The following is a 20,362-nucleotide window of genomic DNA, read 5'->3' as shown; positions in this document are numbered from 1 at the left end:
GGCGTTCCCGGGCGAGCGGGGTGTCCCGTTGCCGGGGTGCCCTCTCGGGATGCTGGGTCACATCTTCACCGCCCCGTTGACGAGAGCCTGTTGCATCCGCTTCTGGAGCACGGTGTAGACGATCCACACCGGCACCAGTGTCAATACCGTACCGGCGGTCAGGATCCCGTAGTCGGTGCCGGTCACGGACTTGAGGGTGGGCAGTGCCACCTGCACCGTGCGCTGCGCGGGATCCGGGCCGATGATCACGAGCGAGTAGAGGTACTCGTTCCAGAAGGTCAGGAAGTTCAGCAGCAGCACCGTCGCGATGCCCGGCATGCACATCGGTGTGTAGACGTGCCGCAGTACCGCGAACGTGGACGCGCCGTCGATCCGCGCGGCCTCCTCCATCTCGCGCGGGATGGTCCGCATGAACTGGACGAGGATGACGACGGAGAGCGGCATCGCCGTGGCCGGGAGGAACAGCACCATGAAGGAGCGTGTGTGGAACAGCCCGGTGGCCGCGGAGAGCAGGAACGTCGGGAAGAGCGCGGCGAACGTGGGCACCAGGAACCCGAGGGAGAACACCCGCTCCACCAGCAGCCCCAGTGGCCCCTGCGCGCGAGCGATCGCGAAGGCCGCGGGGATGGCGAGCAGCAGGGTCAGAACGAGCGCGAACACGGTGACGAGCGCCGAGTTGACCACGGCCAGGCCCAGGTCGGCGGAGGAGAACGCCTCGTCGAAGTTGTCGAAGGAGAAGGAGGTGGGCAGCGCGAAGGGGCTGCCGAAGACCTCGTCGTTCGTCTTGAACGCCGAGACCAGCAGGTAGTAGAGGGGGACCACCAGCAGCACCGCGTACAGCCACGCGAGGATGTGCGCGGGCAGCCAGGACTTTCCGAGTTTCGTGGCACTGGGCTTCATGGCACGGGCTCCAGATCTGCGGATCGGTTCAGTAGTTCTGGCGGAAGACACGGCGGATGACCAGCAGACCGGCCAGCCCGACCAGGAAGAGGATCACACCGACGGTCTGGCTGTAGCCGAGGTCCGCCGCGATGAACGCCTTCTGGTACACGAGGAAGGACAACGTTGTCGACGAGCTTCCCGGGCCGCCCAGCGTGAGCAGCAGTACGTTCTGGGCGGAGCCGAACAGCGTCCACAGGAACTGGAGCATCGTCACGACGCCCACGAAGTCCCGGATGACGGGGAAGTGGACGCGCCACATCGTGCGCCAGTGCCCGGCGCCGTCGAGCTGCGCGGCCTCGCCGATCTCGTCCGGCACACTGCCCAGGCGCGCGGCGAACAGGACCGCCGTGAACCCGATGCCGCTCCACACGTCCACCACGATCAGGCAGAGCAGCGCGGTGGAGGGCGAGGCCAGCCAGGCGTCGGCGAGCGAGCCCAGACCGACCTTGGCCAGGGCCCCGTTGAACAGCCCGTCCGGGGAGAGGACCGCGTAGAACACCATGGCCTTGGCCGGGGTCGAGATCAGACCGGGGATGAAGAGGAGGTAGCGCAGCACGCGGTGGCCCGGCGGCCGCTGCGCCACGTAGTAGCCCAGCATGTACGCGGCCACGATCATCACCGGCAGCGCGACGGCGAGCTGGACGGCCGTGTTGGCCACGGCGTCCCGGAAGACCGGGTCGGCGAGGACCGTACGGACGTTGCCCAGCCCGGCGAAGGAGACCGGCTGGAGCATGCCGGGCCAGTGCAGGGCCGCGATGACGAAGATGGCGACCAGCGGGCCGACCATGAAGACCAGGTACCAGAGCAGCGCCGGAACGGCCAGGATGACGCCGCCCTGGTGACGGCGGTCGCGGCCGGCGGGGGAGGGGGACGGACGGGCGGGGGTGCGGTGGGCCGTGGTGCCGCCTGGGGTGGCGGACGAGAGCATCGTCATGGCCTGACTTTCCGGAGGCTCGGGCGAGGGATTCGGAGGCCGCTCGGACGGGCGGGACGCCGCTGCGCCCGTCCGCGTCACCTCTCAGGCCCCGCGGTACGCGGATTCGAGGGCGGAGCGTACGGAGGCGGCGCTCGTGCCCCGGGTGAAGGCGGTACTGGTCGCGGTGATCAGCGGCTGGGTGGCCGTCGGGGGCACGTACAGATCGGGCAGCAGCACCTGGCCGACCCGGTCGCCGAGCCGCTGCGCCGCGGCCACGAGCGGGAAGTCCGTGCTGACCGTGTCCGTCACCAGCGCCATGTCCCGGCCGCTCTCGGTGATGAAGCGGGAGACCACGTCGGGCCGGTACATGAAGCGCAGGAATTTCTCCACGGCGGGCAGTTTCCTCGTGCCGTTGGGGCTGATCCAGAAGCCGATGAGGGTGAAGGCGCGCATGATCGTCGGCTTGTCGTGCGCGGCGCCGGGCGCGAGCGGCCAGCCGCCGACCTCGGTGTGCGCGGCCACCTCCGCCGGCACCTTCGCGAGGGCCGAGGACATCGCGGACGCCATCGCGGCGGCCTGCGTGTTGTACTGCGTGGTCATCGTGTCGGAGGTGAGCCCCTGCGCCTTGTCGGCGAAGACCCCGGCGTCCCGCAGGGAGACGAAGTACTCGATGCCCTCGCGGACGCCCCTGCCGCCGAAGTCGCCGGTCGCGTAGACCTGTTGGGCCTCCTCCTGGGTGAGGAAGGTCTGGATGATCTGGGCGAGCAGCTTCTGCCCCGTCCAGTCGTTGCCGCCGACGGTGACGGGGGCGATGCCTTTGGCGCGCAACTTGCGTGCCGCGCCGATGAGTTCGTCACCGGTGGTCGGTATCGCGCCGACCCCGGCCCGGTCGAGCAGAGCGGTGTTGAAGGCGACGGGCCAGTTGGTGGCGAAGTACGGGAAGCCGCGCAGCCGTCCCTTCCCGTCGGTCCAGGCCGACAGTGCGGCGGGGAGGACCCGCTTCCGCAGCTCCCAGTCGTCGAGATACTCCGTGACGTCGACCGTCGCCCCGACATCGGTCCAGGCCAGCGTCTTGTCGTACAGGTTGACCATGACGACGTCGGGTTCCTTGCGGGCCAGCCGGGAGGTCTCGTACACCTGGCCGAGGTCGTCGCCGTTGACGAGGTTCTTGACCCGGAGCCCCGGATTCTCCTTCCGGAACTGTTTCACCATGGCGGTGTACGTGACCGAACCGGGCGCGGTGGTGCCCAACTGGGTATGGACGAGCAGGGTGTCGGGATCGGAGTCGGCCGCGGCGATGGAGGAGCAGCCGGACAGGGCGGGAAGAGCGGTGGCGGCGGTGATACCGGAACCTGCGGCAAGGAAGCCACGCCGACTCAGGGGTGAGCGCACAGCGGGATATCTCCAACCAGAGGACGTCAACCAGTGTTGGTTAATCGATGTACCAGCGGGTTGCGAGAAAGGTAGGGGCACTTGCGGGTACGGTCAACCCCTCGCGCTGCCGACGGGACGCGTGCGCCGTGCGCGGGCATCCGGCGTGACGGTGGGGCGGGGGCGAGAACACCGGCGTGATGTGGGGTGCGGGTTGCGAGAGCAACGGCGTGACGGTGGGGCGGACTTCCGCGTCACCGCGGCGAGGACCAGGTCGCGAAGCCGGCCCGGAGCGCGGCCGAGGCCCTTCGGTCGGCCGCTTCTCCGGGCTGCTTCTCCGGGCCGCTTCCGGCACCCGCCGGATGCCACTTGCGTGGTGTCCGTGCCCGGGGCGGTGTGGCCGTTCGCGCCGCTCCGGGCACGGTCAACTGCTGCGCCGGGTGAGGCTGTAGACGAGGATCAGCACAGCCGCCGCCATCACCAGCACGTGTAACCACGCGGGGGCGGCGGAGGCGCCGGCGGCCGAGATCGTCGTGAGTGAGGTCGTCATCATGTCTCCTTCGGCGCGGTCGTCCAGGACGGAACCGCGATCGTCGTGTGGGTCCCTGCCGCACGGGAGCGGGCCCGGATCGGCCCGCCGGCGGCGTCCGCGGGACGCACTCAAGGGCGTTGCCGCGAGATGGGGCGGGACGTCCGTCCGGCCTCACCTCGCGGAAGGTACGGGTCTCCGTACGGCCGAGGGGGCGGCGGGGGCGGCCAGGCCGTCACCGGCCGGGGTGCGGCCGCCACCCGCACGGCCAGCGGTACCGGCCCGAGCGGCATGGTGTTCACGGACGCGACGACCTCGTCCGACGCGATGTCCGCGGCGTCGATCGGAGAGGCGGCGCCCAGCAGTATGCGGCTGTCCCAGCATGACCGGCTCCTTCGGCAGTCTCTCTGCGTGTGCCCCCATATCGCGAAGACAGACCTGTTCCGGCCCGATCCCGGTCCCGCCGGTGCCGCGGCCCGGCGCCACGCTCAGTGCGTGAGCCCTGATCCCAGCAGCCGTCCCACCGGTCGGCGCCCGGCGTACAGGGCCAGCCCCAGCCCGATGCCGCAGGTGGCGGTGACGGTGAGGTACGAGGCGCTGTCGATGGCGGTGAACAACTGGCCGAGCAGGCCCGCCAGGGACGAACCCAGGGCGAGGGCGAGGAAGTTGAGTCCGACCATCTGGGAACGGAACTTCTCCGGGCCCATCCTCGTCGCCAGTGACAGCCCGATCGGACCGACGAAGACCTCGGAGGAGCCGGCCGCCATCATGAACAGGAGGATGAGGACCAGCGGGATCTCGGCGTTGCCGGTGGCCTCCGAGATGACGAGCAGGAACAGATAGGCGCAGCCGATCTGGATCAGCCCGATCGCCACCTTGGTCACCGGGCCGGGCCGGGCCGGCGTTCCCGGCGTATCGGCCTGTGTCCCGTCGGCCCGTGTCTCGTCGGCCCGTGTCCCGTCGGCCCGCGGGTCGACGGGGCCTGTGGTGCGGTCCGGTGTCGTCCTCATTCGCCGAGTCCTGCCAGTCGTGATCCGAAACGGGCGAGGAGAGAGGTGCTCCGGGAGTGCCGGAACTCCTCCCATCGGTCGGCGACGGCGAAGAGCCGGTACATGCCGTGAACGCCGATCCAGCGGAGCGGTTCCGGCTCCCAGCGTCCCGAGTCGTGGTCGTTCCAGGGCAGCCGGGTCAGCGCGGTGTCGCGACCCGCCGCCCGGTCCAGCAGGGTGCGTGCCGCGAGGTGCGTGGCCGTCACACCGTGGCCCGCGAACCCCCGCGCGACACCGATCCTCGTGGCGGGATCGAAGGTGACGCCGGCGCACCAGTCGCGGGTCACGCCGATGGCGCCGCGCCAGGCGTGCTCGATGGTGAACCGCACGTCGGGGAAGAACAGGTGGAGTCGCTCGCTCAAGGCGCGCACGGTGCGGGCGTCGACGCTCCCCTGACCGGGGGTGCCGGAGTTGAAGGCGTACGGCGTGCCGCGGCCGCCGATGGCGATGCGGTCGTCGGCGGTGCGCTGCGCGTAGACGAAGGTGTGCGCGGCGTCGCCCAGGCACTCCCCGCCCTGCCAGCCGATCCGTTCCCAGACCTCGGCGGGGAGCTGACCGGTCACGACCATCGAGGAGTTGACGGGGATGATGTCGCGCCCGCCCAGGCCCCTGGCGTCGCTCGTGACCTGCCCGGAGTAGGCCTCCAGGCAGGTCAGTACGGTCGCGGCGGTCACGGTCCCGCGGGTGGTGGTGACGGCGCCGGGCGCGACGCGGGTGGCGCGGGTGCCCTCGTGGATACGGACGCCCCTGGCCTCCGCGGCCGCCGCGAGGCCGTGGACGAGTTTGGCCGGGTCGACGCGGGCGGTGGTGCGGGTGAGCAGGCCGCCCAGCGCCGGACCGATGGCGATCCGCTTCTTCACCGCCTCGGCGCCGAGGAGTTCGAGGTCTTCCGGGCGGTACCCGCCCGCCAGGTCCGCGGCATGGGCGACTTCGAGGCGCTTCAGCGCGGCCGGCGTGGTGGCCACGCGCAGATGCCCGCCCCGCCGCTGATCGGCCTGGATCCCCTCCTGTTCGAGGACGCGCAGGGTGTCGTCGACGGCTCCGTCCATCTCCCGCTGGAAGGAGGCGACGGCGGCGGCGCCGTCCTCGCCGCGCCGGCTCGCGGCCCTGGCGTAGACGGCGCGGTTGCCCGGGATGAGCGGGGAGAGCCAGCCGCCGTTGCGGCCGGAGGCCCCGTATCCGACCTCCTCGGCCTCCAGGACCGAGATCCGCGCGCCGGGACGCTCCACGGCGGCGTGGTAGGCGGCCCAGAGCCCGGTCAGGCCCCCGCCGACGATGACCAGGTCCTGTTCTTCGCCGGGCAGGCCCATGGTCCGGCGAAGGTTCTGGTCGGCCGGCCCGCCCGCAGTGCGGGAGGCCCTCATCCAGTGCGAGATCTCGCCGTTGCGGTAGGGGATCATCAGCCTCTCCGGGGGACGCGCGGTGGTTCGGTGGGCCGGTTCCGGTATGCGGTGGGCCGGCTTCAGTAGGTGGGGGGCGCCATGGCCCACAGCACGCGGGCCTCCTGCGTGCCCGTGCTCTCCGCGACACGGTGCGGGTCGCTGCCGAGGTAGTGGACCGAGTCCAGGGCGGACAGCCGGTGGTGCCGCTCGCGGACCCACACGTCCACCTGGCCGGACAGGACCAGGAGCAGTTCCTCGGAAGCGCCGTGGGTGTACGGCTCGACACCGGTGGAACCCCCGGGGGCGAAGTGCCCGAGGAGCACCTCCAGGTGGTCGAACGACCCGGGAGTCAGCTTGATCTTCGTGGCTCCCTCCCCGAAGGACATGCCGCGGGCGTCACGGAACCGGAGCACCGGGCTGGTTTCGGAACCACTCTGTTCGAAGAGGCCGCCGACGGTGAGTTTCAGTACGTCGCAGATCCGCTGCAGGGTCCGCACGCTCGCGTTGACCTGATCGCGTTCGACCTGGGAGAGGTAGCCCTCGGTGAGACCGGTCCGGTCCGCCACGTCCTTCAGCGTGAGGTGGAGTGCCCGCCTGCGGCGGCGCAGCCGGGCACCTATGCCGGCCGCCGGGCCGGACTGCTCGTTCGGCATGGGGAGGAACGTAACAACGCTGTGCCCGCACCACAATGCCTATCGCCATCAGAAAAGTTTTCTTTGATGAGCGTGACGGCGCGGACGGCCGGGGCCCGCATCGGCGTCGGTGGCCCGGCGCCGGACGGTCCCCGGTTCCGTACTGGGTAGACTGACCTACCTAATAGCGGATGGAGGAGCTGATGAGCGAGACCGGCACCGCGGCGGAGCGCCCCCGCGGACGGCGGGGGGCCGCGCGGGAACGGCTGCTCGCCGCCGCGTCCCGGCGCTTCTACGCGGACGGTGTGACGGCGACGGGGATCGACGCGATCACCACCGAGGCGGGCGTCGCGAAGATGAGCCTGTACAACAACTTCTCCTCCAAGGCCGACCTGGTGAGGGCCTACCTGGACGCGCGCCACGAGGAGTGGCTGGAGCTGTACCGGCGGCGGCTGGAAGGGGCGCGGGACGGCCGTGGCGGGGTGCTGGCGGTCTTCGACGCGTACGCCGATCACGCGGCCTTCGCCTACGAGCACGGCTTTCGCGGCTGCGGCCTGCTGAACGCGGCGGCCGAGCTGCCCGCCGGGGACGAGGGGCGTTCCGTGGTGCGCCGTCACAAGGAGGAGGTCGAGTCCCTGCTCGCCGGGCACGTCGGGGAGATTCTGCCGGGGCGGCCCGAGGAGGCGCGTGCGATCGCGGAGCATCTGGCGTTCCTGCTGGAGGGGGCGATGGCGCGGGCCGGTCTGGAAGGCGGGGGGACGCGGGTGCGGCATGCCCGGGCGATGGCGTCGGACCTGCTGGAGCGTCTGTGAAGCGGGCCGGCGGGGAGACATCCGCCGCGGCGGGCGCGGGGGCGCTGTGCATTCTGGTCGCGTCGGTGCTGTGGGGCACGACGGGTACGGCCGCGACCTTCGCCCCTGACGTGGGCCCGCTGGCGATCGGGGCCGCCGCCATGGGGTTGGGCGGACTGCTCCAGGCTCTCGTCGCCGCCCGCCCCGTGGCCCGGCAGGCGTCCGCACTCCGGGCGCGGAGAGGGGTGGTGCTGCTCGGCGCCCTGGCGGTGGCGGTCTACCCTCTGGCGTTCTACAGCAGCATGCGCCTGGCCGGAGTGGCCGCCGGCACCGTGGTGTCGATCGGATCGGCCCCGCTCGCCTCGGCCGTCGTCGAGCGCGTGGTGGACGGACGCCGCCTCACCCGCCGCTGGACGACCGGTGCGGCCCTGGGGCTGTCCGGAACCGCACTGCTGTGCCTGGCCGAAGCGGCCGGCGCGCACGACGGCTCCGGGGCCCGGCCGGTGGGCTCCACGGTCCTCGGCGTGGGACTGGGTCTGGTGGCCGGGGTCACCTATGCCCTGTACTCCTGGGCGGCCCACCGTCTGATCAGCCGCGGTGTCGGCTCGGGCGCGGCGATGGGGGCCGTCTTCGGAATCGGCGGGCTGCTGCTCCTGCCCGTGCTGGCGCTCACCGGCGCTCCGCTGGTGGAATCCTGGTCGAACGCGGCGGTCGGCGCGTACATGGCCCTGGTGCCCATGTTCCTCGGCTATGTCCTGTTCGGCTGGGGCCTGGCCCATGTCCCGGCGAGCACCGCGACCACCCTCACGCTCCTGGAGCCCGCTGTCGCGGCCGTCCTGGCCGTGCTGGTCGTCGGTGAACGCCTGCCCCTCCTGGGGTGGTTCGGCATCGGCCTGGTCATCGGCTGCCTCGCCGTCCTCACCGCCCCGTCGCGCGCCCCCGCCCCGTCGCCCGCCTCAGCACCGTCCCGCGCCCCCGCCCCGTCGCACCCGGCGCCGGCCCCCGAGCCCGGGCAGGTCACCACGGGCTGACCGAGCGGTCCCCGGGCGGCGGATCCGCCGCCCGGGGACCGGCCGTGCCCGGCCGGAACTCAGTCCACGGTCGTGACGGGGAACGGCACCGCTCCGGCCGTCGGGGCGAGCGCGCCGCCGAAGTTGCCCTCGACCTCCGCCTTCTCGGCCGTGTCGGGGTAGGGGTTCGTGCATGTGGTTCCCGCGCTGGACCCGGACATCAGGCTGGAGCAGGGACCGGGCTTGCGGTCCGGCAGGCCCAGGATATGGCCCAGTTCGTGGGAGGAGATGCGGATCGTGTTGTGCCCCTCCGTCACGGCCTGCCGTCCGATGTAGACGGTTCCGTTGCCCAGCGACGTGGTGATGGCGCGTGGCCAGCCGTTGTCCGCCAGAACCCGTATGTTGGCCCGCTGGCCGGCCGCGGCGGGCCGCAGTTCGACCGCGTCGACACTCTCGTTCCAGATCGCCGCGCCCCGGTCGACCGCGGACCTGAACTCCGCGGAACCGCTGGCGTCGTAGGTGACGACCCGCGCGGCCAGGGCGCTGTCCGAGGCCGCGGACGGAGCAGCCGATGCCTGGCCACCCATCAGGGAGAACGTCACCGCCACAGCGGCAGCGAGCCCGCCGGTCACCGTGCGAACGTGCATGGTCGGCCTCCTTGCGGAAGAGTTAGTCGTGCACATGACAGATGATTCCTCTGCTCACTGCCCAGCGAAGAGTGCCACCAATCCGTCAATCGGGCAGCCCGCCGAAGTCCTCGGGTGGAGAGGGGAGTTGCCGGGGCGCGCGCCTGAATGGTCCACCCACGTCCTGGACTGCGGGCGGGAACGTCACCGGCGGTGCGGAAACGCCGTCAGGCGCTCTTCCGGCAGGCGTGGTTCGACACCTGCCGTCCGTGACGCCGCCGTGTTCCCCGAACGTCGAGAGCCCGGCGGAACACCTCCGGTTCACCCTCTTGACGCGAGCTTCACCGAGGCCCAGAGTACGCAGTTAATGCGCATTACTAATGCGCATTAACAGGCCGGAGTCACGCCGGAGTCGCGCAGAGAAGGAGTAAGGAGTGCCGGTGGAGCAACCACGCAAGCGGGCCAGGCCAGGACGGGCCGCCACGCCGCCGGGCCGTACCTCACGGCCTCGCCAGGCCGAGGTGGCCCGGCTGGCCGGCGTCTCGCAGGCCACGGTCTCGCTCGTGCTCGGCGGCAAGAAGCAGGGCGCCGCGATCTCGCCGGAGACACGGCAGAAGGTGCTCGACGCGGCCCGCAGCCTCGGCTACGTACCGGACCCGGCGGCCCGCAGGCTCGCCGCCGCGCGCAACGACCTGCTCGGCGTCTTCAGCTTCACCGCGACCTTCCCCACGGACGTGCAGCACTCGTACTACCCCTTCCTGGTGGGCGTGGAGCGGGAGGCGGCCGCCCGCGGCTACGACCTCGTGCTCTTCACCGGCTCCAGCTCCGGCGGCGCGGGGGCCGCCGGACCGGACGCGCTGAGCCGGGTCCGGCTCGCCGACGGCTGCCTCTTCCTGGGGCGGCATGTGCCCACCGAGGAACTGCGGCGCCTGGTCGGAGACGGCTTCCCCCTAGTACACGTGGGCCGCAGGGACGAGTTGGAGGGCCTGGCCTGGGTCGGTGCCGACTATGTGAGCGCCAGCCACGAGGTCGTCACCCGGCTCGCCGCGCTCGGCCACCGGCGCATCGTGCTCGTCCGCGAGGACGACGACGCGCCCGCCTCCACCGACCGTGAACACGGCTTCCTCAAAGGGCTGGAGGCGGCCGGTCTGCCCGCCGGCCCCGACGCGGTCTTCCGCACCGCCGACCCCGTGCGCGCGCTCTCGCCCGAGCGGCTGCGGGACTGGCTCGACGACGGGGTGACCGCCCTGGTCGCCGAGGAGACCGACAGCGGCGGCCCGTGGCGGGCCCTGCGCACCGCCGTCGACGGGGCCGGCCTCGACTGTCCCCGCGAGCTGAGCCTCGCCCTGCTCGGCAGCCCGCCCGCCGATCTCGCGGCCGGGCCGGTCCCCACCGGGTTCGACATCCCCCGCCCCCAGCTCGGTGCCGCCGCCGTCCGGCTGCTCGCCGCCCTGGTCGCGGGGGAGGAGGCGGACGAGCCCCTCGTGGCCTGCCCCTTCAGGCCCGGCGCCACGGCCGGGCCCCCGCCCCGCACCACCTGACCCCCACGCCCGTACGACCGCGTCACCCGTACCGGAACGAAAGGCACCACCAGGCATCACCCGAACCACTGGCATCACCCGAACCACCAGACATCACCCGCACTACCCGCACTACCCGCGCCACTTGCATCACCCGCGCCACCCGCATCACAGCGCATCACAAGGAGAACCGTGACCAGCCAACCTGACATCCTCGTCGTCGGCGGAGGACTCGGCGGGGTCGCCGCCGCCCTGGCCGCCTGCCGCGCCGGCCGCACGGTCGTCCTCACCGAGGAGACCGACTGGATCGGGGGCCAGCTCACCTCCCAGGCCGTCCCGCCGGACGAGCACCCCTGGGTCGAGCAGTTCGGCGTCACCGCCTCCTACCGCGCGCTGCGCGAGGCCATCCGCGGCTACTACCGCGACTGGTACCCGCTGCGCGCCGAGGCCGCCGCCCTGCCAGGACTCAACCCCGGCGCCGGCCGCGTCAGCAAGCTGTGCGCCGAACCCCGCGTCGCGCTCGCCGCGCTGGAAGGACTGCTCGCCCCGCACCGCTCCGCCGGCCGGCTGACCCTGCTCACCGAGCACCGCCCGGTGGCCGCCGAGACCGAGGGCGACACCGTACGGTCCGTCACCCTGGAGGACCTGCGCGGCGGTGGCCGCCGTACCTTCACCGCCCCGTACGTCCTCGACGCCACCGAGACGGGCGAACTGCTGGAGCTGGCCGGGGTCGAGCACGTGCTCGGCGCCGAGTGCCGCGACGAGTTCGGCGAACCGCACGCCCCCGAGCAGGCCGACCCCCGCAACCAGCAGGGCATCACCTTCTGCTTCGCGCTCTCCCACCACGAGGGCGAGGACCACACGATAGACAAGCCCGCCGACTACGACTTCTGGCGCGGCTACACCCCGGAGTTCTGGCCCGGCCCGCTGCTCGGCTTCCTCGCGCCCGACCCGCGCAGCCTGGAGGCGGTTCCGCGTACCTTCGTACCGAACCCGGACGTCGATCCGCTCGCCGTCAGCGCCGACCAGTCCGCCGACGCGGGGGACAAGGAACTCTTCGGCTTCCGCCGCATCCTCGCGCGCGGACTGCACCAGGACGGCGCCTTCGACTCCGACATCACCCTCGTCAACTGGCCGCTCAACGACTACTGGCTCAAGCCGCTGATCGGCGCCGGGGAGCAGACCACGGCCGAAGCCCTGTACGAGGCCAAGCAGTTGTCGCTCTCCGTCCTGTACTGGCTCCAGACCGAGGCCCCGCGCCCCGACGGCGGCGCCGGCTTCCCCGGGCTGCGGCTGCGCCCCGACGTCATGGGCACCGAGGACGGCCTCGCCAAGGCCCCGTACGTACGCGAGTCCCGCCGGATCAAGGCCGTCACGACCGTCACCGAACACGACGTGGCCATCGACCTTGTCGGCCCCACCGGCGGCACCCGCCACCGGGACTCCGTCGGCGTCGGCAGCTACCGCATCGACCTGCACCCCTCGACCGGCGGCGACAACTACATCGACATCGGCTCCGTGCCCTTCGAGATCCCGCTCGGCGCGCTCGTCCCGCGCCGGACCCGCAACCTGCTGCCCGCCGGGAAGAACATCGGCACCACCCACATCACCAACGGCTGCTACCGGCTGCACCCCGTCGAGTGGAACATCGGCGAGGTCGCCGGCGCGCTCGCCGCCCACTGCCTCGACGAAGGCGTCGAACCGCGCGAGGTGCAGGCCGAGGACAAGCGCTTCGAGACCTTCGCCGCCCTCCTCGACCGCGCCGGTGTCGAACGGCACTGGCCGCAGGTACGCGGCTACTGAACCCCACCGGAGGCCGGGAAGCAGTACGGCGCGCCCGGCCGCCCGGCGGCGGGACGGCCGGACGGGAGCAGCTCCACCTGCCCCGCCCGGCCCACCGCCCGCGTACGCGCCGACCCAGCACAAGGAGGTGCCCAGACCATGACCACCCACCGCATCCGCGTCGGCATCGACGTGGGCGGAACCTTCACCGACGCCGTGGCCGTAGACGCCACGACCCTCGACCTGCTCGGGCAGGTGAAGGTTCCCACCAGCCACCATCACGAGGACGGGGTCGCCCACGGCATCGTGGAAGCGCTCGACCGCCTGCTGGAACAGACCGGCCACGCCCCTGAGGACGTCGCCTTCCTGGCCCACGGCACGACACAGGCTACCAACGCCCTGCTGGAGGGCGACGTGACCACCGTCGGGCTGCTCGGCATCGGCACCGGCGCCGGAGCCGCCTTCACCCGCCGCCTCGCCGCCCTCGCCAAGCTGGAACTGACGCCCGGCAAGCGGTTCCCGCTGGTCTACGCCCATGTCTCCGACCCCGAGGACCGGAGCGCCGTCGAACGCGCCGTCGACGAGGTGGTGCGCGGCGGCGCCCAGGTCCTGGTCGCCACGGAACCCTTCGGCGTGGACCGCCCCGAAGGGGAGGACGCGGTGCGGAAGGTGGCGGCCGGGCGCGGCCTGCCGATGACCGCCGCGCACGACATCACCTCGCTCTACGGCATCCAGAAGCGCACCAGAACCGCCGCCGTCAACGCGGCGATCCTGCCGAAGATGTTCGCCACCGCCGACCTCGTGGACGCCTCCATCACCAAAGCCGGCGTCACCGCCCCGCTCATGGTGATGCGCTGCGACGGCGGCGTCATGTCGCTCGACGAGATGCGCCGCCGCCCGCTGCTCACCGTGCTCTCGGGACCCGCGGCGGGCGTCGCCGGGGCACTCATGCAGGAACGCGTCAGCGAGGGCGTCTTCCTGGAGACCGGCGGCACCTCCACCGACATCAGCGTGGTGCGCCGGGGCAAGGTCGCGGTGCGCCATGTGCCGCTCCTCGGCAGGTCCTCGTATCTCTCCGCGCTCGACGTGCGCACGGTGGGCGTCGGCGGCGGCTCGATGATCCGGACGAGCGGCGGGAAGATCACCACCGTCGGCCCGCGCAGCGCGCACATCGCCGGACTGCCCTACGCGTGCTTCGCCACCGCCGAGGACCTCGCGGGCGCCCGGGTCGCCACCGTCCGCCCGCTGCCCGAGGACGCCGAGGACCACGTCGTGCTCGACGCCGCGGGCGGGCGCTACGCCCTCACCCTGACCTGCGCCGCCAATGCCCTGGGCCGGGTCCCCGAGGGCGACTTCGCGCACGCCGACCGCGAGGTCGCCCGCGCCGCCGTCACCCCGCTGGCCGCGCTCCTCGGCACCGACGTCGACACGGCCGCCGGCCGGATCCTCGACGCGGCCGTCGCACAGGTCAGGAGCGTCGTGGACAGCATGATCGACGAATACCGCCTCGACAAGGACACCGTCCTGCTCGTCGGCGGAGGCGGCGGCGCCGCCTCCGTCACCCCGCACCTGGCCGCCACCACCGGCCTCCAGGGGCGCATCGCCGCCCACAGCGAGGTCATCAGCCCCATCGGGGTCGCCCTCGCCCTCGTACGCGAACAGATCGAGCGGATCATCCCCGGCGCCGGCCAGGAGGACATCCTCGCGGTGCGCTCCGAGGCCGAACAGGCCGTGATCGCCCAGGGAGCCGTCGCCGACGCCGTCGAGGTGGAGGTCACCGTCGACCCGCAGACCAACACCGTGCGCGCCGTCGCCACCGGCGCCACCGAACTGCGCACCCAGGACCGCGCCCACCGGGCCGACGACGCCGAACGCCTGCGGCTGGCCGCCGCGAGCCTCAAGGTCCCCGAGAACCAGGTCGACATCCTCGCGGGCACCCCCGCCTACACCGTCTACGGCACCGAACAGCGCCGCAGGCTGCGCGGAGTGCGCCACCCGGTGCGCGTCGTCGACGCCGACGGCGTGGTCCGGCTGCACGCCCCCGACGCCCGCGTGCGCACCACCGTCGTCAGCTCCGCGCAGCAGACCCTCGCCACCCTCGTCGACAGCGCCACCGCCTACGGCGACGGCGGCGTACGCGCCCCGGCGCTGCGGCTGCTCATCGGCTCCCGCATCGCCGACCTCTCCGGGGTGCTCGATCCGCAGCCCCTGCTCGCGCTGGCCCGTACCGAGATGGAGGGCCGCCCCGGCGACGAGCCCGTCGTCGCGATCGTGGAGGAGCGGCCATGACCCGCCGTACCGCCACCCGCGCGGGCACCGGTCTCGCCGCCGTCGAGGACGTCGAGTACGGCGCGCGTCTCCTCGGCTCGCTCACGCTGCACGAGGGCCGCGACCCCGCACTGCTGCGCCACTGGGCCGCGACCGCAGCCGAGTTCGGCGCCGCCCTGGTCCCCGCCGCGATGCCCGCCTCGTTCCGGATCGTGGAGCGCGGGGACGGCCTGGAGCGCGGGCTCCTCGCCCGTTACACCTCCAAGCCCCCCACCGTCGAGCTGTACACGGACTCCGTCGACGCGGCGGAGCGCCTGGTGGCCGCGTACGGCTGGCGGGAATGGTTCCCGGCCGGCTCGGTCCGCGCCGCCGCCCTCGCCCACGAGGCGGTTCACGAACGGCTGCACCACGGCCCGGAGCGCACCGCGCTCAAGGAGGCCCTCGGCCACATCGCACTGCGCCTCGGGCGCCTGCGGGTCCTCGCACATGTCGCGGGCGCCGAGGAACTCGCCGCGCACGCCTACGCGCAATCCGTCTGCGGCCTGGGCCGCAGCCCGCTCCTGCTGTCCGCCGCCCTGGCCGCGTCCGCCGCCCCGGCAAGAGAGAAGTAAGTCATGGGCATCGTCATCCTGATCATCATGGCGGCCGGTGTCGCCGCGATGCTCACCAAGAAGCTCCCCACCGCCTTCGCGCTCGTCCTGCTCGGCGTGGCCATCGCCTTCGTGTCGGGCGCCCCGGTCACCGGCGAGAACAGCGTCCTCGACACGGTCCTCCAGGAGGGCGTCGCCACGCTCGCCGCGACGATGATCGCGATCCTGCTGGGCTCCTGGCTGGGGAAGCTGCTCGACGAGACCGGCATCGCCGGCACCCTCGTCCGCAAGATAGTCGAGTTCGGCGGTGACCGGCCCACGGTCGTCGCGCTCGGAGTGCTCATGGTCTCGACCCTTGTCGGCACCGTGACCGGCTCCGCGCCCGCGGCGATGCTCGCCGGCATCATCGGCATCCCCGCCATGATCGCTGTCGGCATCCCCAAGGTGACCGCCGCCGGGACGATCCTCATGGGCATCGCCGCGGGGATCCCCTTCGAACTGCCGGTGTGGCAGTTCTTCTCCAGCGCCCTCGACCTGCCGGTCTCCGACGTACGCGACTTCATGATCAAGCTCTTCCCGTTCGCGCTCGCCGCCGCCGTCACGTTCGTCCTCGTCGAGTCCCGCAGGCGCGGGGTCGAACACGCCTGGGCCTTCCGCACCGAGGAACCGCGCACCAAGGCCGGCAAGCGGCGCGCCCGCCTCGGGGACGCGCCGTGGTACGCGCTGCTCACCCCGGTCGTCCCCCTCGTGCTGGCCCTCGGCTTCGAGATCGCGATCATCCCCTCGCTGCTGGCCGGCGTCCTCTACGCGCTCGTGACGACCACCCGCCCGCGCGACATGAACCGCCGGCTGCTGCGTACCCTCTACAACGGCTTCGAGGTGGCCGCCGCGCCCATCACCCTCTTCGTGGCCATCGGCATCCTGCTCACTGCGGTCAAGCTCCCCGGCGCCGTGACCGCCCTCGAACCCCTCGTCAAGGCCGTCAGCCCGCAGAACCCGGTGCTGTTCGTCGTGGTCTTCACCCTGCTGGTGCCGCTGTGCCTGTACCGCGGGCCGCTCAACGTGTACGGCCTCGGCGCCGGCATCGCGGGCGTCCTCATCGCCGCGGGCATCTACCCGGCCGTCGCCGTCCTCGGCATCACCGCCTCCTACAACCAGGTGTTCGGCGTCGCCGACCCCACCAGCACCCAGACGGTGTGGAGCGCGCAGTACGCGGGGGTCAGCGCCCCGCAGGTGATGACGCGCACCCTGCCCTACGTCTGGTTCGTCGCCCTCGGCGGTTTCTGCGTCACCGCGGCCACCGCACTGTGACCGCTCAACTCCCGCACCACGCACCCCTGCCACCTCTCGGGACGGAGTACTCCATGCACGAGACACCCCAGCCCAGCCGCCGCATCCTCCTCAAGTCGGCCGTCGCGACGACGGCGGCCCTCGCCGCGGGCTCCGCGGCCTCGTCGGCGCTCGCCGCCGACTCCACGGCCTCCCCGGCCCTCGCGGCGGGGTCAGGGGCCTCCCCGGCACTCGCCGCCCAACCGGCCGCGGCCCCCGGCGGATTCCCCGACTACCGCTACGTCAAGACCCTCCTGACGCCCGGGCAGCTCAAGTACAACCCCACCGGCGAGATCATCTTCCCATGCATCCGGGGCACCAAGGACCGGCTGTCCGCACCGCTGGGCCGCTACTACCTCTACTACGCGCCGCACGACGCGCCCGGCGGGATCTGCCTCGCCTACGGGGACCACATAGAAGGACCCTTCACCGAGTACCCGCGCAACCCGATCGTCTCGAACACGTGGCAGCCGCACTACTCCGTGAGCCACGTCTCGTCCCCGCACGTGATGTGGAACGAGAGCGCGAAGGAGATGTGGCTCTACTTCCACGGCGAGAACACCACGACACGACTGGCCCGGTCCAAGGACGGCATCAACTTCACCTACGACAAGGTGGTCCTCACCACCGCCATGCTGCCCGCGGGCACCACCGAGACCTCGTACGCCCGGGTCTTCCCGTACGAACTGCCCGCGAAGAAAGCCCACTACGTGATGTTGTTCATGCTGAACAACAAGACCAACCACCGGGACATCCACTGGGGCTGGTCGGCCGACGGCCGCAACTGGACCTTCGACCAGACGGCCCTCGTCAAGCACACCGACGTGTCGGCCGTCAACATCGGCGGCCCGCACCTGCTGACCCGTAACGGCAGCGCCTTCGTCGTCTACAACAAGGACAAGGCGAGCGGCGGCGACCTCATGATCACCGAGGTCGGGAAGGACTTCACACTCCGCCGCCACCTCGGCCGCTTCTACGACTCCGGGAACGGCGCCCCCGACAACGGCCGCAGCGCCGCACCCAGCTTCGGCACCGAAGGGGGAGTGCCCTACATGGTGTACGAGGCCGGTGAACGCCTCAAGGGCAGCATCGCGGTGGCCAGGGGCTGACCACGCGGCGCGGACCTTCCCGCACCAGGGCGTGTCCTGGTGCGGGAAGGCCCGGCGCGACGCGACGCGGTACGGCGGCGCGGGGCCGGGAAAAGGGTTCAGCGATGCGGGGCGGGCGATCCTGGGGTTACGACGGCCGCCCGCCGAACTGCCAGTTGCGCACCTCGACGTCGGCGTACCGGCTCGGGGTCGGAACGGCGCCCGCCGTGTCCGCGTCCGGCGCCCGGACCAGCGCCGCCGTACCGAGCCAGGTGGCACCGTCGTCGGACAACAGCGGCCCGTAGGCGATCAGTTCGTCGCGGCCGGGCGGCACCGCGAGGTCCGGTGCGAGAAGTTGTCCCGTCCCAGGAGATCTTGCCTCTGTCTCAACCGGTCTTGTTCGGTTCGCGTATCAGGGACAAGGTGGGACGAGACAGGTCAGGCGATGAGCGAGCGGCCTGTGGGCGCCAGCCGCAGCATCGATGGGGCTGCTGTCTGTTCCCGCTCGATGCCCGGCAGGATCTCGTTCCGTGCGAGGGGATGGGCCCGCACATCGGCAAGGTGCCGTCGGTGAGCGCTCTCATCGGGGTAAGAGGTAAGGACCGCGACGACGTTCTCCCCGGTGCGGACCGGCAGCCTGGGGAAAGTGTTGTGCGCCGTTTCGGTGGTGAGGGCGGCGAGCGGCGCGGGGCCCGTCCTGTGGAGCAGGGGGAGGAGGCCGTCCCGGATCAGTGCGACGCCGTCGTGTTGTCCGGGAGGGAAGGACCACAGGGTGGCGGACACGAATCTCTCCGGTGCCGGACCACCGGCCTCGGGCCGCTCGGCCGGGGAGGCGGCGAAACCTCTTCCGTCCGACAGGGGACGCAGAAGGAGGACATCGTCGGAGCTGATCATTGTGGCGTTGGCCCGGGGACCGTGTTCGGCCCAGACAGGGCCTTCATAGAAGGCCGTCAGGGCGCGGTGCCGTACTGCCATGTCCCGGAACCCGCGCAGCCAGACGAAGCGATCCGGATCGTCGAGGTCCCGGAACTGGCCGAGCACGACCATCCCGGTCTCTTCCTGGGTTTCGACGAACTCCCTGTCGAACAGCTCGATGAGCTCGTCGCGCCGGCCGGATTGCAGCGTGTACCGGCGAAGCTCGATCACGGCGGGGCGGCTGAGAGAGGCGGTGGAGGGCATGGCAGGCTCCTGTTCGGTTTCTCTTCTCCGGGTGCGGGACTCCGGCTCGTTCGGCCGGGGCCGGGCGCGAACCCGACGGTAGGGGAGCTCTGTGCCAGGTGCTGTCAGGGTTTGCGGGGAGAGTGCGCCCATGTCTGCCGGTCGACTGTTGTCGGTGCTGCTGTTGCTGCAATCCCGTGGCCGGATGTCCGCGCGAGGGCTCGCCGAGGAACTGGGCGTGTCTGTGCGGACGGCCTACCGTGACCTGGCGCGTCTGCAGGCCACCGGGGTCCCGGTCTATGCGGAGCCGGGCCGCGGGGGCGGCTACCAATTGCTCGACGGCTACCGCACCCGCCTGACCGGGATGAACGAGGGCGAGGCACGGGCGCTGTTTTTCGCCGGGCTGCCCGGCCCCGCCGCCGACCTGGGGCTCGCGGCGGAGGTGACGGCGGCACGGCTGAAGCTGCTGGCCGCGCTGCCGACGGGCCTGCGCGAGGAGGCGGCGCGGTCCGCGGCGGTGTTCCACGTGGATGCTCCGGGCTGGTACCGGGAGCCCGAACAGACGCCGTATCTGTCCCTGTTCGTCGACGCGGTGCTCACTCAGCGTGTGGTGAGCGTGCACTACCGCCGTTGGCGCGCGCCGCAAGAGGTGCATCGCCGTCTTCGCCCCTACGGCCTGGTGGTCAAGTCCGGTATCTGGTACCTGGTGGCCGCTGCGGAGAGCCGGATCGCGACGTACCGGGTCGCCCAGGTCCTCGACGCGATGCTGAGCGACGAGCGGTTCGACCGGCCGCAGGACTTCGACCTGGGCGCGTACTGGACCTCCTACCTCGACGATTTCCAGACACGCCGCTACACCGGCACGGCCACCATCCGGCTGTCCCCACGGGGACGTCGACGCCTGCCGGACAGCCTTCCCCCGGAGGTGGTCCGGGCGGTCGACGCCACCGCGACCGCCGTCGGCGACGACGGATGGGTCGAGGCGGTCGTCCCGACCGAGAGCACCGGGCACGCGTGCGGTGAGTTGCTGCGGCTCGGCATCGACGTCGAGGTCGTCGCGCCGACCGAACTACGCCAAGCCATGGCCGACACGGTCGGCGTACTCGCCGGAGCCTACGGACTTGCCTGACCCACCAGGACGTCGTGGTCGCCGGGGTCCCCGGCTGCGGCGAAGTACCGCTCACCACGACGCAGCAATTGCCCCGGTGCGAACGCGCGGTGAAGCCGACCGGCTCACTCGTCGACAACACCAAGTGAGACAACGGCGCAGAACCTGGGGCACAGGTCAGGTACGGGTGCCGGATCCGTCCGTACGTGCCGACGTGCGGCCGTGGTCCCGGCGAGCGTCCGCCGGGGACGTGGACCAGTCAACCCGGCAC

Annotated in this window: 18 protein-coding genes and 1 pseudogene; 9 read left to right on the top strand and 10 right to left on the bottom strand. The window is 71.9% G+C overall.

What is annotated here, in order from left to right:
• Positions 1-57 precede the first annotated feature (57 nt).
• The 7 genes from ACFXKG_RS13245 to ACFXKG_RS13215 all read right to left on the bottom strand — a co-directional run bounded on the left by ACFXKG_RS13245 (position 58) and on the right by ACFXKG_RS13215 (position 6,842).
• Positions 58-900 (bottom strand): carbohydrate ABC transporter permease, encoded by an 843-nt coding sequence (locus ACFXKG_RS13245; RefSeq protein WP_384836740.1) that lies wholly within the window; start codon positions 898-900, stop codon positions 58-60.
• Between the two features lie 28 nt (positions 901-928).
• Positions 929-1,876 (bottom strand): carbohydrate ABC transporter permease, encoded by a 948-nt coding sequence (locus ACFXKG_RS13240; RefSeq protein WP_384836738.1) that lies wholly within the window; start codon positions 1,874-1,876, stop codon positions 929-931.
• Between the two features lie 84 nt (positions 1,877-1,960).
• A complete protein-coding gene (locus ACFXKG_RS13235) occupies positions 1,961-3,250 on the bottom strand; it encodes an ABC transporter substrate-binding protein (protein ID WP_384836735.1) in 1,290 nt (429 codons plus the stop codon).
• Between the two features lie 403 nt (positions 3,251-3,653).
• Positions 3,654-3,779 (bottom strand): hypothetical protein, encoded by a 126-nt coding sequence (locus ACFXKG_RS13230; RefSeq protein WP_384836732.1) that lies wholly within the window; start codon positions 3,777-3,779, stop codon positions 3,654-3,656.
• 467 nt (positions 3,780-4,246) lie between these two features.
• Positions 4,247-4,768 (bottom strand): hypothetical protein, encoded by a 522-nt coding sequence (locus ACFXKG_RS13225; RefSeq protein ID WP_384836729.1) that lies wholly within the window; start codon positions 4,766-4,768, stop codon positions 4,247-4,249.
• Positions 4,765-6,207, bottom strand: a complete 1,443-nt coding sequence (locus ACFXKG_RS13220; RefSeq protein WP_384836726.1) for an NAD(P)/FAD-dependent oxidoreductase — start codon at positions 6,205-6,207, stop codon at positions 4,765-4,767. The genes ACFXKG_RS13225 and ACFXKG_RS13220 overlap by 4 nt, the downstream gene beginning before the upstream one ends.
• Before the next feature lie 62 nt (positions 6,208-6,269).
• Positions 6,270-6,842 (bottom strand): helix-turn-helix domain-containing protein, encoded by a 573-nt coding sequence (locus ACFXKG_RS13215; RefSeq protein ID WP_384836723.1) that lies wholly within the window; start codon positions 6,840-6,842, stop codon positions 6,270-6,272.
• 182 nt (positions 6,843-7,024) lie between these two features.
• On the opposite strand from ACFXKG_RS13215, the gene ACFXKG_RS13210 reads away from it, so the two are divergent.
• On the top strand, positions 7,025-7,633 hold the full coding sequence (locus tag ACFXKG_RS13210; RefSeq protein WP_384836720.1) for a TetR/AcrR family transcriptional regulator: 609 nt from the start codon (positions 7,025-7,027) through the stop codon (positions 7,631-7,633).
• On the top strand, positions 7,630-8,643 hold the full coding sequence (locus ACFXKG_RS13205) for a DMT family transporter (RefSeq protein WP_384836717.1): 1,014 nt from the start codon (positions 7,630-7,632) through the stop codon (positions 8,641-8,643). The genes ACFXKG_RS13210 and ACFXKG_RS13205 overlap by 4 nt, the downstream gene beginning before the upstream one ends.
• A gap of 59 nt (positions 8,644-8,702) precedes the next feature.
• Here ACFXKG_RS13205 and ACFXKG_RS13200 read toward each other — a convergent pair whose 3' ends face one another.
• Positions 8,703-9,269: a snapalysin family zinc-dependent metalloprotease gene (locus tag ACFXKG_RS13200; protein ID WP_384836715.1), complete on the bottom strand. Its 567-nt coding sequence runs from the start codon at positions 9,267-9,269 to the stop codon at positions 8,703-8,705.
• Between the two features lie 419 nt (positions 9,270-9,688).
• Between ACFXKG_RS13200 and ACFXKG_RS13195 the strand changes: the two genes are divergently transcribed.
• The 6 genes from ACFXKG_RS13195 to ACFXKG_RS13170 all read left to right on the top strand — a co-directional run bounded on the left by ACFXKG_RS13195 (position 9,689) and on the right by ACFXKG_RS13170 (position 17,846).
• Entirely contained in the window at positions 9,689-10,789 is a 1,101-nt protein-coding gene (locus ACFXKG_RS13195) for a LacI family DNA-binding transcriptional regulator (RefSeq protein ID WP_384836712.1), read from the top strand.
• 171 nt (positions 10,790-10,960) lie between these two features.
• On the top strand, positions 10,961-12,571 hold the full coding sequence (locus ACFXKG_RS13190) for an FAD-dependent oxidoreductase (RefSeq protein ID WP_384836709.1): 1,611 nt from the start codon (positions 10,961-10,963) through the stop codon (positions 12,569-12,571).
• 138 nt (positions 12,572-12,709) lie between these two features.
• The gene (locus tag ACFXKG_RS13185; RefSeq protein WP_384836706.1) at positions 12,710-14,839 is read left to right on the top strand and encodes a hydantoinase/oxoprolinase family protein; all 2,130 of its coding nucleotides are present in this window, start codon (positions 12,710-12,712) and stop codon (positions 14,837-14,839) included.
• Positions 14,836-15,429 carry a hypothetical protein gene (locus ACFXKG_RS13180; protein ID WP_384836703.1) on the top strand — a complete coding sequence of 198 codons (594 nt, stop codon included), beginning with the start codon at positions 14,836-14,838 and terminating at the stop codon, positions 15,427-15,429. Before ACFXKG_RS13185 ends, ACFXKG_RS13180 begins: the two co-directional genes overlap by 4 nt.
• Positions 15,430-15,432: 3 nt before the next feature.
• Complete coding sequence (locus ACFXKG_RS13175) at positions 15,433-16,719, top strand: TRAP transporter large permease subunit (RefSeq protein WP_384836700.1); 1,287 nt, start codon at positions 15,433-15,435, stop codon at positions 16,717-16,719.
• Between the two features lie 53 nt (positions 16,720-16,772).
• The gene (locus ACFXKG_RS13170; RefSeq protein ID WP_384836698.1) at positions 16,773-17,846 is read left to right on the top strand and encodes a hypothetical protein; all 1,074 of its coding nucleotides are present in this window, start codon (positions 16,773-16,775) and stop codon (positions 17,844-17,846) included.
• 127 nt (positions 17,847-17,973) lie between these two features.
• Here the strand turns inward: ACFXKG_RS13170 and ACFXKG_RS13165 are convergent.
• Both ACFXKG_RS13165 and ACFXKG_RS13160 read right to left on the bottom strand, forming a co-directional pair.
• A pseudogene (locus ACFXKG_RS13165) lies at positions 17,974-18,192 on the bottom strand (hypothetical protein); the annotation flags it as partial.
• A 71-nt stretch (positions 18,193-18,263) separates the two neighbouring features.
• Positions 18,264-19,004, bottom strand: coding sequence for an NIPSNAP family protein (locus ACFXKG_RS13160; RefSeq protein ID WP_384836695.1), 741 nt, complete (start codon positions 19,002-19,004; stop codon positions 18,264-18,266).
• A 130-nt stretch (positions 19,005-19,134) separates the two neighbouring features.
• On the opposite strand from ACFXKG_RS13160, the gene ACFXKG_RS13155 reads away from it, so the two are divergent.
• A complete protein-coding gene (locus ACFXKG_RS13155; RefSeq protein WP_384836693.1) occupies positions 19,135-20,112 on the top strand; it encodes a helix-turn-helix transcriptional regulator in 978 nt (325 codons plus the stop codon).
• The last annotated feature ends 250 nt before the right edge of the window (positions 20,113-20,362 follow it).

Origin of the sequence: Streptomyces sp. NPDC059255, from assembly GCF_042752355.1 — a bacterium.
Lineage (GTDB): Bacteria > Actinomycetota > Actinomycetes > Streptomycetales > Streptomycetaceae > Streptomyces.
The sequence above is the reverse complement of the archived record's forward strand: the minus strand, read 5'-3'. Positions and strand labels throughout refer to the sequence as shown.